This is a genomic window from Photobacterium sp. GB-210, assembly GCF_003026075.1.
In the GTDB taxonomy this organism is placed as follows: domain Bacteria; phylum Pseudomonadota; class Gammaproteobacteria; order Enterobacterales; family Vibrionaceae; genus Photobacterium.
This window is the reverse complement of sequence record NZ_PYNU01000001.1, coordinates 1-14,378: the sequence shown is the minus strand read 5'-3', so window position 1 is coordinate 14,378 and position 14,378 is coordinate 1. Positions and strand designations below refer to the sequence as shown.

Annotated in this window: 13 protein-coding genes and 1 tRNA gene; 5 read left to right on the top strand and 9 right to left on the bottom strand. The window is 41.3% G+C overall.

From position 1 onward, the window contains the following. Positions 1-31: 31 nt before the first annotated feature. The 3 genes from C9J38_RS00070 to dauA all read right to left on the bottom strand — a co-directional run bounded on the left by C9J38_RS00070 (position 32) and on the right by dauA (position 3,264). Positions 32-829 (bottom strand): class II glutamine amidotransferase, encoded by a 798-nt coding sequence (locus tag C9J38_RS00070; protein ID WP_107205351.1) that lies wholly within the window; start codon positions 827-829, stop codon positions 32-34. Positions 830-891: 62 nt separating this feature from the next. Next, positions 892-1,473: a D-sedoheptulose 7-phosphate isomerase gene (gene lpcA / locus C9J38_RS00065; RefSeq protein WP_006647091.1), complete on the bottom strand. Its 582-nt coding sequence runs from the start codon at positions 1,471-1,473 to the stop codon at positions 892-894. A gap of 99 nt (positions 1,474-1,572) precedes the next feature. Then, the gene (gene dauA / locus C9J38_RS00060; protein ID WP_107205350.1) at positions 1,573-3,264 is read right to left on the bottom strand and encodes a C4-dicarboxylic acid transporter DauA; all 1,692 of its coding nucleotides are present in this window, start codon (positions 3,262-3,264) and stop codon (positions 1,573-1,575) included. 503 nt (positions 3,265-3,767) lie between these two features. Between dauA and fadE the strand changes: the two genes are divergently transcribed. Next, positions 3,768-6,218 carry an acyl-CoA dehydrogenase FadE gene (gene fadE, locus C9J38_RS00055; RefSeq protein ID WP_107205349.1) on the top strand — a complete coding sequence of 817 codons (2,451 nt, stop codon included), beginning with the start codon at positions 3,768-3,770 and terminating at the stop codon, positions 6,216-6,218. Positions 6,219-6,303: 85 nt separating this feature from the next. Here fadE and C9J38_RS00050 read toward each other — a convergent pair whose 3' ends face one another. Beyond that, a complete protein-coding gene (locus C9J38_RS00050; protein WP_233218456.1) occupies positions 6,304-7,542 on the bottom strand; it encodes a TIGR03503 family protein in 1,239 nt (412 codons plus the stop codon). A 7-nt stretch (positions 7,543-7,549) separates the two neighbouring features. Then, complete coding sequence (gene dnaQ, locus C9J38_RS00045; protein ID WP_006647095.1) at positions 7,550-8,275, bottom strand: DNA polymerase III subunit epsilon; 726 nt, start codon at positions 8,273-8,275, stop codon at positions 7,550-7,552. A gap of 51 nt (positions 8,276-8,326) precedes the next feature. Here dnaQ and rnhA point away from each other — a divergent pair, with 51 nt between their 5' ends. Continuing rightward, on the top strand, positions 8,327-8,791 hold the full coding sequence (rnhA, locus tag C9J38_RS00040; RefSeq protein ID WP_045084816.1) for a ribonuclease HI: 465 nt from the start codon (positions 8,327-8,329) through the stop codon (positions 8,789-8,791). Here rnhA and C9J38_RS00035 read toward each other — a convergent pair. After that, entirely contained in the window at positions 8,788-9,558 is a 771-nt protein-coding gene (locus C9J38_RS00035) for a methyltransferase domain-containing protein (protein WP_107205916.1), read from the bottom strand. The two genes, rnhA and C9J38_RS00035, sit on opposite strands and share 4 nt — an antisense overlap. A 43-nt stretch (positions 9,559-9,601) precedes the next feature. Here C9J38_RS00035 and gloB point away from each other — a divergent pair, with 43 nt between their 5' ends. The 3 genes from gloB (at position 9,602) to C9J38_RS00020 (ending at position 12,674) form a co-directional block, all read left to right on the top strand. After that, positions 9,602-10,360 (top strand): hydroxyacylglutathione hydrolase, encoded by a 759-nt coding sequence (gene gloB, locus C9J38_RS00030; protein WP_005363468.1) that lies wholly within the window; start codon positions 9,602-9,604, stop codon positions 10,358-10,360. A gap of 71 nt (positions 10,361-10,431) precedes the next feature. Next, the gene (locus tag C9J38_RS00025; protein WP_107205347.1) at positions 10,432-11,988 is read left to right on the top strand and encodes a LysM peptidoglycan-binding domain-containing protein; all 1,557 of its coding nucleotides are present in this window, start codon (positions 10,432-10,434) and stop codon (positions 11,986-11,988) included. Then, entirely contained in the window at positions 11,985-12,674 is a 690-nt protein-coding gene (locus tag C9J38_RS00020) for a YIP1 family protein (RefSeq protein WP_107205346.1), read from the top strand. The genes C9J38_RS00025 and C9J38_RS00020 overlap by 4 nt, the downstream gene beginning before the upstream one ends. A 20-nt stretch (positions 12,675-12,694) precedes the next feature. On the opposite strand, the gene C9J38_RS00015 is transcribed toward C9J38_RS00020, so the two are convergent. The 3 genes from C9J38_RS00015 to C9J38_RS00005 all read right to left on the bottom strand — a co-directional run bounded on the left by C9J38_RS00015 (position 12,695) and on the right by C9J38_RS00005 (position 14,357). Then, the gene (locus tag C9J38_RS00015) at positions 12,695-13,546 is read right to left on the bottom strand and encodes an endonuclease/exonuclease/phosphatase family protein (RefSeq protein ID WP_107205345.1); all 852 of its coding nucleotides are present in this window, start codon (positions 13,544-13,546) and stop codon (positions 12,695-12,697) included. Between the two features lie 96 nt (positions 13,547-13,642). Further along, the gene (locus C9J38_RS00010; protein ID WP_107205344.1) at positions 13,643-13,978 is read right to left on the bottom strand and encodes a DUF1904 domain-containing protein; all 336 of its coding nucleotides are present in this window, start codon (positions 13,976-13,978) and stop codon (positions 13,643-13,645) included. Positions 13,979-14,280: 302 nt separating this feature from the next. Then, a tRNA-Trp gene (locus C9J38_RS00005) sits at positions 14,281-14,357 on the bottom strand. Positions 14,358-14,378: the final 21 nt, after the last annotated feature.

The following is a 14,378-nucleotide window of genomic DNA, read 5'->3' as shown; positions in this document are numbered from 1 at the left end:
ATACCACTTCAATAGTGACAGAAAATAACCATTATTCTGTTTTACCTTCAGCCACTAACTGGTTGAAAACAGGCTCACCAAAGTGAAACACAATAAACTCGCCTGTTGCCATTTTGTGCCAATTTTCATCATTGGTTAATGGCTGAGTAGCGATAACTGTCACAACATCATCAGGAGTTGTTTCTTGCTTAAAATCAATCGTGACATCTTCATCAATTAATGATGCTTGTCCAAATGGTGCTCGACGCGTGATCCAATGTAAATTATTAGTGCAATAGGTAAGTACGTACTCACCATTGCTTAACAGCATATTATAAACGCCAAGCTGACGTAACTGATCACAACACTGAGCAAAGTAACTAAATACTGGGTTTAAATCGTCAGGTAATTCTGGAAATCTAGACTCAAGTTGATTGAGTAACCAGCAAAAAGCAATTTCACTGTCGGTATCACCTACCGCTTTATGACGACCTGTTTCTAAACTCTCATAACCCGTTAGCTGACCATTATGAGCAAACGTCCAATAATTACCCCATAACTCGCGCGTAAAAGGATGGGTGTTTTCTAAATTCACCGCTCCTCGGTTAGCTTGGCGAATATGGCTCACCACTGCACGACTTTTTATCGGATATTGTTGGACTAATTCAGCAATACGGGACTGACAGCTTGGATTCGGATCTTTAAAGGTTCGAAAACCTTTACCCTCATAAAACGTAATGCCCCAACCATCGCGATGAGGACCTGTATTGCCTCCTCGCTGCATTAATCCCGTAAAACTAAAACAAATATCTGTTGGCACATTTGCGCTCATGCCTAGCAATTCACACATTTTCCTTTATGCCCTTTATTATTGATTAACGATACTTATCGATAGCCAGAATGACCTAAGGCTTATTCTGCTGCCATTTCCTTTTCCACTAGCATAATTAAAATATGAATAATCTTAATATGGATTTCTTGAATGCGATCCGCATAACCAAAGTGAGGAACACGAATTTCAACATCCGCTAAGCCAGCCATTTGACCACCATCTTTACCGGTTAAGGCTATTGTCTTCATGCCTTTGGCCTTTGCCGCTTCAATTGCCTTTAAAATATTGCCTGAATTACCAGAAGTAGACAGCCCAAATAATACGTCCCCTTTAGCGCCAACGGCTTCTAAATAGCGTGAAAATACGTATTCATAACCGAAGTCATTACTTACACACGATAAGTGGCTTGGATCAGAAATCGCAATACCAGGATAACCAGGGCGGTTTTCACGGTAACGACCTGTTAGTTCTTCAGCAAAGTGCATTGCATCACAATGCGATCCGCCGTTACCGCAAGACAATACTTTACCGCCTTGTTTAAAGGAATCAGCCAATAGCTTTGCTGCCGCCTCAATATCTGCAAGGTTTTTATCATCACTTAAAAAGCGATTGAGTACATCAGCTGCATCTGTTAATTCAGCGCGGATCAGATCCTGATACATAAGCGATTCTCTCTATTATTCTTTAGATACAAATCAAGCGGGTAAATACCCGCTTGATGTTTTAAATACACCGTTATTCGCAGTTTACATACAAATAACTTACAGTGTCGACTCCTGATCAGAATGATTGTGAGAATTAATCAGTAAAACTTGCTGTAATTGACTAACAGAGTGAGCTAAATGCACATTCTCAGCTTCAAATATTCCAGCATGGTAGAGTTTACGTTCAACATGCGGCTGCGTACCTAATAAATAGACAGGTAACTCAGACAAGCGATCTAACGCCATATCAAAGGCATGAATCGCCGTAATATCAATGGTTGATACATCACTAAAATCGAGCACAACCGCACGCGTTTCTGTCGTTGCATGTTCAATAACAGAAAAAGCTTTCTCACTCGCAGCAAAAAATAATGGGCCATTAATATCATAAACCACTACATCACCGCCAAAGTTGAGATGTGGATGCTCATCATGTGAAATCGTAACTGTCGTTAATGTCGCAATACGCTGAATAAATAACACGCCCGCAAGTAATAAACCGACAATAACAGCGACAACCATGTCAAATGCAACGGTTAAGATAAAGCATGTCATCAAGACGGCAACGTCACGACGAGGTGCAACCTTTAATGTATGCACAAAGTGAGGTGCTTCAGACATATTCCACGCAACCATGATCAGTAAGCCAGCCAACGCACTCATCGGAACAAACGATAGCGCTGGTGCTAATACAATCATCGCAGCTAAAACAAAAAGCGCATGCGTCATACCAGATATCGGTGAAAACGCACCAGAGCGAATATTGGTCGCTGTGCGAGCAATCGCCGCTGTTGCTGGAATTCCGCCAAAGAAAGGGACGACAATATTCGCGATCCCTTGACCGACAAGCTCTGCATTCGGATTGTGCTTTTTACTTGTCATACCGTCTGCTACAACCGCACATAATAGTGATTCGATACAACCTAGCATCGCGATAGTTAATGCTGAAGGCATTAATTCAATTACGGTGGCCCAATTAAATGTATTGGACTTCCACAGCGCAATAAACTGCGGTGCTTCTTGTGGAATACCATGACCCACAAGGCTACCAATGGTGTAGCTAAATTTTTCACCCAGCAAAGTCACATGCTCAGGGCCAAATTTATTTAATGCTAAAGCTAAAACCGTCCCTACCAGTAATGAAACTAAATGGGGTGGAATACGCGTTTTTAATTTCGCCCAGCCAATAAAAACAAAAATGGTGACCACACCGACAATCGCGTCAGCATAGTTCGTGGTAGGTAGTGCATGGGCATACGACATCACTTTTTCAGGAAAATGGATTGGGCTACCTTGAAGATGTAGGCCTAATAAATCTTTAAGTTGTAAAAAAGCAATAACAAAACCGATACCGGCAGTAAATCCGGTGGTAACTGGGTATGGTACATACGCCACCAGCTGTCCTAAGCGGAAAACGCCCATCAATAACAGGATAATGCCTGACATCATGGTCGCTAACATTAAGCCTGATAAGCCATATTTTTGAGTGATCGGTAAAAGGATGACTACAAAGGCTGCGGTTGGGCCTGTGATATTAAATCGTGAACCACCTAATAACGCCGCTAAAAAGCCCGCCACAATGACGGTATACAATCCATGTTGTGGTGGCACACCGACAGCAATTGCTAATGCCATCCCCAATGGAATCGCCACAATACCGACCGTAATACCCGATACAATATCGGCACGAAATTTAGAGAAGGAATAACCATCCTTCCACGCCTGTGATAAAGCATGAAATAACAACACAACAAGACCTCTTGTACTTTGCGTACATTTGATAAACAGGAATTGATGTCAACCCGATGTAAGGGAGTCCGGCGGGCATGTGTCAGTCGGAATCGGGAAAGGCAACAAAGGGAAATACCATTCAGTACAGATGGTCAGAACTCAACCACTCAAAATAACGTGAACAGTATCACAACACGGCGTATGTTAACGCTCTGCTAAAAATCTGCAAGTAAAAAAAATAGTCACAATGATTTCGATCAATCCCTTTAATAACCTGACCTCAGCCCACTTTGTACACATAACAGTTTACTTTCATATCAAAAAACTATTTTACATTTTGTTAAAAAACGCATTACAATAATTTAAAAGTGGTAAGACCTCTTACCTTAATAATAATTACCCTACAATTAACAATAAAATGTGTAGCAATGTACTGAACTCTTCATCATGAAATCAGGTGTCGCTCGATTATTCTTGATGATGTGTAAGTAGTCTTACTATACAGATTAAGGAGAATCACTATGGTTACGCTTGCGTATGTCATTGGTTTTATCGGTGTTATGTTCATATTGGCGTATCATCGCGCGTCGTTAAAAACCTTTACGGCAGTAATTGCTGCAACACTATTAATTGGTACTGTTTTTTCCATTACAGGTATTATTAGTTGGTTAATTTTCGCTGCGATTGCGATTCCTCTTAATATCCCAGCCTTACGTAAAAAATATCTCGCCGCTCCTGCGTTAAAAGCCTTTCAAGGTGTTATGCCAGAAATGTCTCGTACCGAAAAAGAAGCAATCGATGCGGGTACAGTGTGGTGGGAAGCTGATTTATTTGGTGGTAATCCAGACTGGAAAAAGCTCCATGATATCCCTGCACCAACCCTTTCAGCAGAAGAGCAAGCTTTTCTCGATGGACCAGTAAATGAACTTTGCCGCATGGTGAATGATTTTCAAATTACCCATGAACTTGCCGATCTACCACCCGAAGTATGGCAATACTTAAAAGATCATAAATTCTTCGCCATGATCATTAAAAAGCAATATGGTGGACTTGAGTTTTCTGCTTATGCCCAATCTTTAGTACTGCAAAAATTAACCGGTGCTTCTGCGGTATTATCATCAACCGTTGGTGTGCCTAATTCACTAGGTCCAGGTGAACTGCTTCAACACTATGGTACTGAAGAGCAAAAAAACCATTATTTACCCCGCTTAGCAGCTGGCCAGGAAATCCCTTGTTTTGCCTTAACTAGCCCAGAAGCAGGCTCAGATGCTGGTTCTATCCCAGATTTCGGTATTGTGAAAAAAGGTCTGTGGCAAGGCGAAGAAGTTCTTGGGATGGAGTTAACATGGAACAAACGTTACATCACTCTAGCACCGGTGGCTACGGTACTAGGTCTTGCCTTTAAACTATCGGATCCTGACAACTTACTCGGAGATCAAAAAGATCTGGGTATCACTTGTGCATTGATCCCAACCGATCTAGAGGGCGTTGAGATTGGCCGTCGTCACTTCCCTCTTAATGTACCATTCCAAAATGGTCCTACTAAAGGTAACAAGATCTTTGTTCCTATTGATTTTATTATCGGTGGTCAGGAAATGGCAGGCCAAGGATGGCGTATGCTAGTGGAATGTCTATCGGTGGGTCGCGGTATTACGCTCCCGTCTAATTCAACGGGTGGATTAAAAACCGCAGCAATCGCAACAGGCGCTTATGCTCGTATTCGTCGACAATTTAAAATGCCTATTGGTAAAATGGAGGGGATTGAAGAGCCACTTGCACGTATTGCGGGTAATGCTTATGTCTTAGATGCAGCCAGTACTCTAACCGTCGCGGGTATCGATCTTGGAGAAAAACCTTCCGTTATCTCTGCGATTGTAAAATACCATTGTACCCATCGTAGCCAACGCGGTGTGATTGATGCGATGGATATTGTCGGTGGTAAAGGGATCTGTATGGGACCGAGCAACTTTATTGCTCGTGCTTATCAAGGAGCACCTATTGCAGTCACCGTTGAAGGAGCGAATATTCTAACACGTTCAATGATCATCTTTGGACAAGGCGCCATCCGTTGTCACCCTTATGTGTTAGAAGAGATGAACGCTGCTTATAATGATGATAAAAAACAAGCCTTAGAGAGCTTTGATAAAGCCGTATTTGCGCATGTTGGCTTCGTGATAAGTAACATGGCACGCTCTTTCTGGTTAGGTATTACCGATGGCTACGGTTCATCCGCACCACGTAAAGATGCAACCACACGTTATTACCAACAACTCAACCGCTACAGTGCTAACCTTGCTCTACTGGCTGATATTTCTATGGCTGTGCTTGGTGGTTCATTAAAACGTAAAGAGCGTTTATCTGCCCGTTTAGGTGATGTGCTTAGCCAGCTTTATTTATCATCAGCAACACTAAAACGTTATGCCGATGATGGTTATCAACAGCAAGATCTTCCATTAGTACATTGGGGTCTACAGGATTCATTATACCAAGCAGAAACAGCCCTTGATGACTTCCTAAGTAACTTCCCTAATAAGTTCATTGCTGGCGCACTACGTGTTGTATTGTTCCCATTAGGTCAACGTCGTATCAAACCAAGTGATAACTTAGATCATGCCGTTGCTCGTTTAGCACAAACACCATCAGAAACTCGAGATCGCCTAGGTCGAGGTCAATTCTTAGAAGCATCTGAAGGGAATCCAGTCGGTATGATGGAAGCTGCACTTAACGATATTCTTGCCGCTGAGCCGATTTATGATCGAGTGTGTAAAGCTGCGAACAAAAAATATCCGTTTGTACAGTTAGGTAATGTTGCAGATAAAGGGCTTGAACTCGGTGTAATTGAACATGCTGAAGCTGAGTTATTGCGCCGTGCAGAATTAGGTCGTTTACGTACGATTAATGTTGATGACTTTGAGCCTGAACAATTAGCAGCAAAGACAAACCCTGATTACTCAATCAATCACGCGGCTTAAGCACGACATATTTCGTTGTTTGAAGTCAGTTAAAAATACAAAAGGGAAGCTAGCGCTTCCCTTTTCTTTGTTCTCTGACCATTGTTTATAAGGGTAAAACAAGGGCTTCTTTTTTCTCTTTTCGACGCTTTTTAAATACTCGCCAGCCCCATATTCCACTAATGACCAATACGATTACCGCTATATTCCCCATTACCATCACGCTAAGTGTTTTTTCACGTGAGGTTTTTTGCAATTCAATTTCTTTCAATATCTGTTGTCGTTCAAGTTCCGCTTTATCGATAGGCGTGATCTCAACATGAGTTTCTGAACGAATATTATTAATCACCGCAAAATGGCTCTCAACTAACGGAAATATCAGCTCGCGTTGATACAAACGATCAGTACCATAGATCCAACCTTCCCACGAATATTTCCCCGCCTCACCATCAAAAGGTAATCTCATCGACAGCTTAGTTTCATTTGGTAATGTTCGTTGCTGAATAATTTGCTGCTTGGTCTTTGGTGTACCGTAGCGAATATAAGCAGCTAACGATCCTGCGACCAACGCATCATCTTGTGGTAATACGACTAACTGGTGAGGTTCTTGCGGCTTATGACTTCTAATGAGAGTGGCAGAAAACGGTTTAGGGTAAACTAATACTTCTTGCTCTATGGCTCGCGTAAAAACACCATTCATTGATTTAATCACAACCCGGTATTTACCCGGTGCAACCGTTACAGGAAGAGAAACAGTAAAGATACCATCCCCTGCCACTTCATCACGATCTTGACCATTATCTTCAAAATTACCCACCACTATTGGCTCAGGCTGTACATCATGAACGAGTTGCTGCTCTTTCGATATATAGGGGTAAAATGACACACGTAATTTAACCCGATCTAAAAAGTCACGGACGGTTAAAGGTTGGTCATTCTGCAACAGTTTTGCTGAGAACTTTAACACTTCAGATTGGTATAAATTCTGCGGCAACGTGTCAGCTGTTAGGCGAAGATTAGACAGCAAGGTAATACGGTTATCTTGCGACACACGTCCAATTGCTTGCCAAGGTCCAGCCATTGGCTCATCAATCGAAATAATATCGAGATCATTTTCAGAATACCAAGAAACATGCTTAGGATGACGACTGGAGTAATATTTCGTGCCATCCGGCGCAACCAACACCACAGGGCGACTTGGTTGCTCTCGTTTAACCATGAAAGACACTTGCTTTATTGTTGGATCCACACGGAAACGGTTATCAAGCCACGTCATCCGATCATTATCTTGCGCCCAAGCAAATAATGGCCAGACAGCCATACATATTAATAACCGCTTCAGCATAACTCTCCTACAGACGCCAAAGAACGTCAGCTTTTTTTCCGATCAAATCGAGTCTTTCTTCGTGTGAAACTAATTCATCGGCAGAAGCACAGATAACCTTTAGCCCTTTTCTCTCTCCGACTAAACGCTTTATCGCAAATTCTTTCTCACTATCCCCTTCGTTATCACCACTTAATTTCAATGATGTTTGACCACCCGTCATCATTAAGTAAACATCAGCAAGGATCTCGGCATCGAGCAAAGCCCCGTGGAGCGTTCGATGCGAGTTATCTATGCCATAACGTGAACAAAGAATATCAAGGTTATTACGTTTACCAGGAAAGAGGCGTTTTGCCATTTCCAAGGTATCCGTTACTTTGCAGATATCTTCCGTTTTCTTAAGATCAGATCCCATTAACTGGAATTCATAATCCATGAAGCCAATATCGAACGATGCGTTATGAGCCACCAGCTCTGCACCATCAATAAAGTCGATAAACTCTTGATGGATGTCAGCATAGCTCGGCTTACCGATTAAGAACTCATCCGTAATACCGTGAACATCAATCGCTTCAGGATCGATTGGGCGATCAGGCTTGATATAAACATGGAATGTTTTACCGGTTAATTTACGGTTAATGATTTCAACCGCACCAATTTCAACAATCCGATGCCCTTCATAATGCGGGCCCGTCATATTCATACCGGTAGTTTCTGTATCAAATACAATAATGCGTTGGTTAGTGGCTTTCATAGTGGCTTATGTGTCAGACTTAAGTTTTTATCTAGGGCAATACTACCAAATATGATGAAGCAGGTAGAAATTTACACAGACGGTTCTTGTTTAGGTAATCCAGGTCCCGGTGGCTATGGCGCAGTACTTAGGTACAAGCAACATGAAAAAGAATTAAGTGACGGCTTTTTCATGACAACTAACAATCGAATGGAGCTACTTGCAGCCATTGAAGGGTTAGCAAGCCTTAAGGAATCATGTTTAGTTGATCTTACCACTGATAGCCAGTATGTGCGTCAAGGAATTACCCAGTGGATCCATAATTGGAAAAAACGGGGCTGGAAAACAGCCGATAAAAAGCCGGTAAAAAATGCAGATTTATGGCAACGTTTAGACACAGAAACCCAACGTCATCAGGTGCAATGGCATTGGGTAAAAGGTCACGCGGGTCATCCAGAAAATGAACGTTGCGATGTATTAGCTAGAGCCGCGGCAGAAAAACCCACCTTTACTGACGAAGGTTACCAAGCCAATTAGTTTGACTTTTTATACGCCTCATCTCTCTTCTCCATTTTATTACAGGCTTCGGTACGACAATTTACTTGTAACGGAGCCAATTGACGTCTCACTTTCCATTTTGGTTCTATCGGCTTTAATGGAAAAGTACGCTTTCTAGCCACGATAAAGTACAAACTTCCGACTGCAGATAAGGGTTCTGATAAGATATTTTCCAGCCATGCTGAACACGTTAAATGACGCGTAGAAGGTAATACCGCAAATGTTTCGTGATATATCACCTCATAGTTTAACAACCTAAGCCAATCAATCACTCGAGAGGATAAATACATTCGTCCATTCCATGGCGCTTTTTTTCTATTCCACGGCAATAATCCACAAAACCCATTAACACTTAATGGATTATTACCACTAAGTAACAGGTAGCCATCATCAACAGTAACTCTATCAATTTCACGCAATAATCGATGAGGATCCGTTGAATAATCGAGCTGATGAATAAGCAAACACGCATCAAATGACTTTTCAATAAAGGGCAATTCAAAAGATTCAGCCTCGACGTTACGATAACTACTGAATTTATCTACACTAATTTGATGTTGGATATTACAATGGTGACTGGTCAGCTCTGCACTTAAGCCACCAAGCTTTAACATATGGTAACCAAACAGCTTCGGACACCACTCATCGATTCGAGCTTGTAATAATTGTGCCGCCCATTCACCATTGGTCACATTAGACCAAGAATAAGGCACTTCAATATGTGTTACTGTACGCGCTGGCTTCATAATAGTACTGCTCAACACTTGAATAAGGCTGGAGAAGAAATTCATGCTAACAGTTAAAAGCATACCCGCATTTAATGACAATTACATCTGGCTCATTCACAACAAAGATAATCACTGTGTCGTTGTCGATCCCGGTGATGCAACTCCGGTTTTAGAAACCATCGATAAATTCGGTTTTACCCTTGATGCGATTTTAATCACTCACCATCATCATGATCATATCGGGGGGATCAGTGAACTCAAACGCCGCTTTCCATCAACGAAAGTCGTTGGACCGGTTAATGAGCCAATCCCTGGGCTAACGCAGCCAGTAGAAGATGGCGACCAAGTGGATATTTTTGGTGAACGTTTTATGGTGCTTAGTGTTCCAGGCCATACCTTAGGTCATGTCGCTTATGTCGGGGATGAAAAACTCTTTTGTGGTGATACCCTTTTCTCGGCGGGTTGTGGACGCTTATTTGAAGGCACGCCAGCACAAATGTTCGATTCACTACAAAAAATTGCTAGCCTTCCTGATGAAACAGAAGTTTTTTGTGCTCACGAATACACCGCAAGTAATCTCGCTTTTGCTCTTGTCGCTGAGCAAGATAATCCCCACCTACAGCAATACCGCGATAAAGTGATTCGACTTCGTGCCAACGGAAAATCAACGCTTCCATCAACACTAAGTCAAGAAAAACGCATCAATCCTTTTTTACGTTGCGATCAACCTAGCATCAAGCGTTCTGTTGCTGATAAAGCATATGATAACTCCGATCTTGAGACTTTCGCAGCACTTCGACGTTGGAAAGATAAGTTTTAACATACTAGACCTTGTCACTAAGGTGGTTGGACACGTATTATCTCCAGCCACTTTAGCAATAGACGACAGTTATGAAATCACGGATTCTTTTAGCAAGCGTGCTTTTATTAGTTGGCTGTGAAACATCACAGCCTATCACCAAAAAAGCCGAGACTAACGATGTAAATACCGTCGTTGTAAAACCGACAAATGAAGTCATTCCCCCCTTGTTTGAATCCCAACCAGACAAGGTAACTTCAGAAGTAAAAAAAATTACACCCCAACAACAAAAAAATGTCTGGGATCGCATTGGCATGCAAATCGATACCCACATCCCAAATAATAAACGTATCCGTTATTACCGTAACTGGTACTTAGAACACCCTCGCAATTTAGAAATCATTGCAGAGCGTGCTCAACCTTTCTTGTACTACATTACAGAACAAGTTGAGAAACGCGGTATGCCATTAGAAATTGCCTTACTGCCTATTGTAGAAAGCTCATTTGATCAAAACGCCTACTCTAATATGGCAGCGGCAGGTTTATGGCAAATTATCCCCGATACAGGTCGTCGCTTTGGCTTAAAGCAAAATAGTTGGTACGACGGTCGTCGCGATATTGTGAAATCAACAAATGCTGCATTAAATCTACTGACTTATCTTAATAAAAAATTTGATGGTAATTGGCAGTACGCACTGGCTGCATACAATACCGGTGAAGGCCGAGTATTTAATGCCATTAAGAAAAATAAAGCGCTTGGTAAATCAACCGATTATTGGGATTTAGATCTACCGGATGAAACCAGTAGTTATGTGCCTAAACTTTATGCTGTTGCTGATATTATCAAAAATCAGAAAAAATACGGCATCACATTACCCGCAATTAGTAACAAACCTGCGGTTGCAATAGTTAAGCCCAATACACAAATCGATCTTAATATTGCAGCAAAGTTTGCAGGTATCAGCACAGCTGAAATAAAAGCGCTAAATCCGGCTTATCGTCGAGGCGTTACGGCACCTAATGGGTTAAACGATTTATTATTGCCAATAAACAGCGTCAATAAATTTAATCGCGCATTAGCTAATAATAGGAATAAAGCCTTAAGAACTACGACTTACACAGTTAAGTCTGGCGATAGCTTAGGTGTAATAGCAGCTCGTCATAACACAACAATCAGTGCGATTAAACAAACAAACCACCTCAAAACAAGCAATATACGCATTGGCCAAAAACTGAAACTACCATCATCAAGTTATGCCTTAGTTCGTACTCAGCACAGCAATGCGGTTGCTCACACACACCATACCGTTCGTAAAGGTGATAGCTTGTGGACAATTGCACGTCAATACAACACCTCTGTTAACGCACTAGCGAAAGCGAATAAACTCTCCACGAAATCAACGTTACATTTAGGTCAAAAACTAAAAGTTTCTGATAATAAAGTATCGACAAGTACTGGAAAATCAACCAATAAAGTCAAAACAATTAGCTATAAAGTAAAAAATGGCGATAGTTTAAGTGTTATTGCACAACGTCACAAAGTGACAGTAAAACAAATAGTAAAATGGAATAATCTCAATAGTAAAAAGTATCTAAAACAGGGCCAAACACTTAAACTGGTTATAGATACAAGCAAGGTTAAAGCATGACACCGTCCAAAAATCCATTAATTGCTCTTGTTGATCTTTTCCGTTCGCCGATTGATTGTTTTGCAGCGGTTTATGAACGTCCAAAGTGGGCGTTCTTACCCTACATCATCATTATTTTAGGCTCATTTATCTTATGGGGGAGTTACTTTAATCACGTTGATCTACCTTGGTTACAGCAAGCCTTACAAAGCCAACTGGGTAGTGTGGATGAATCCGTAAAACAAGCGTGGTTAACAAAAGAAGTATTACTAGCAGGAGAAGTATTTAGCGATTTTTCAGGCAGAACTGCGGTTATTTTTCTACTGGCATTATGGTTAAAAATGGCCACTAAAGGAAGTCAATATCAACACAGTTACGGTAAATGGTTAGCAGCCTCTTGCTTTATCATGTTACCTGCATTTATTGGTGATATTGCGAGTTATATAAATGTTATCTTTAATTCTGCAAATATTCTGCCCAATGCCGCTGATTTAAACAGCATTAATGGGCTATTAAAGTTACCGTTAAACAATCCATGGGCACCGTTTGCGACCACAATACCATTGTTAGCGCCTTGGTATATTGCACTCACTTATGCAGCTGTAGGCGCTTGGACTGACTTTGATCGTCCTAAAGCAATTATTGTTGCCGTATTACCTTGGGCATTAACACTTATCGTTTGGCCACTACTGATTATTGTGGCCTAACAACTTCGTCGCTCGCCTTGTTACTTCAACCTAAAGGATGCAAGTAGCGGATTATGATCAGAAGCATCAGTTCTTGGTGCTTCTGATTTAACTAACGTTAAATCACGATAATACAAATGATCAAGTGGCTTGCCTAAGATACGAATACGTTGATCATCTGCAAATGATACTTCTTTCAATCCTAATGAATGTGCAAACGACTTTAGCACCTTGATCCGCCCCTGACGCCAAGTATTAAAATCCCCAGCCAAAATGATTGGACCAACATGATTGGACAACACATTTTTTAAACTATTGAGCTGTGCTTTGTACTCATCAAGCCCTAATGCAAAGTTCACACCGTGCAAGTTCACAACAACCAGTGTTTGCCCATTAGAAAGCGAAAACTCTGATAACAATGCTGACTTTGGTAATCGTAACCAAGGCTCCATGGCTAGATAAGCGCACGTCTGCTTAGAGTCTACTCGAGATAAATTCATCACCCCTGCCGGCGTATCTAGGAAACGAAAAGCATTCGCCATCCGTACCATCCAGCTATTATCATCAAGGTATGATTTTAAATCAGTATTTAAGCTCGCTTCTTGCAGTAAAACTAAATCCGTTCCTGCTGAAAAAGACTCTAAAGCCTTACGCCAATTACTGCGTTGTTGTTTATAGATGTTCCAGACCGCTACCGTTAATTCACCATCAATATCCAATGGCGGCGCAATAACACTTTCCATACAACGATACGAGAGGTGTGGAGCAAAGACCTCATTAGTAACATCAGGTTGGGTTGATATATCAAAAGAAGCATTAAAAGCCCCAAGGCCTAACGCCCCTGCCACCACCCCGACACCAGCAACAAGCTTCGTTTTTGTATAACGTGCCATACTACCCCTTAAACAGAGTAAGTCAGCCTATTGGATATAAGCTGACTTATAAAAATGAATACTTAAACGTTTGAATATCTGTTTTAGAGAGGAATATTAATAATGTTCGCCATTATCATAATAAGCGGTTGCCGTTAATGCGGTAAAAATGACGGCAACATCCTGATCTTTATCATCCAGTACTTTACGTATAGAAGCGGTTATTACCGCTGCAACTTTATCTTGCGTTTCTTGTCCGCGCTCAAACCACAAAACTTCTACAAACGGGTAAGCATCAGATACTTCTCCGTCAAAGATAAAAGATGCCGGAATATGCTCTAGAGTAAAATCTTCGCGAGGACATGACATAAGTGGTTGAAGTTCATCAACAAGATCTGTTGATAATGTTTTCACTGCATCAAACTCTACAGCACGGAAACGAAGATGAGGCATGAACTCTCCTTGATTGATCAATGTTAGCAGCACTAGATTATCACTTAATCTTACCTAAGCTCGAGATTTTATTGTTAGCGATAGGTCAATCTCTTTGCTTATAAGCGTAATCATACCCCTCCTTTTTTGCTTTTACACCAAGCAATACAATATCAACAGCAGAATACATTGAAGAGTAAATACAATGATAATTTACATTCAATAAAAGAAATCAATAAACGAGAGTTAAAAAGAACATAGCGGAGCTAATAATATCCAGACGTAAAAAAGCCCCGTCATTTCTGACGAGGCTTTCTTGAAGATGGCAGGGGTGGAGAGATTCGAACTCCCAACACGCGGATTTGGAATCCGCTGCTCTGCCAATTGGAGCTACACCCCTGTAGTTATTTTAAAGACTTAA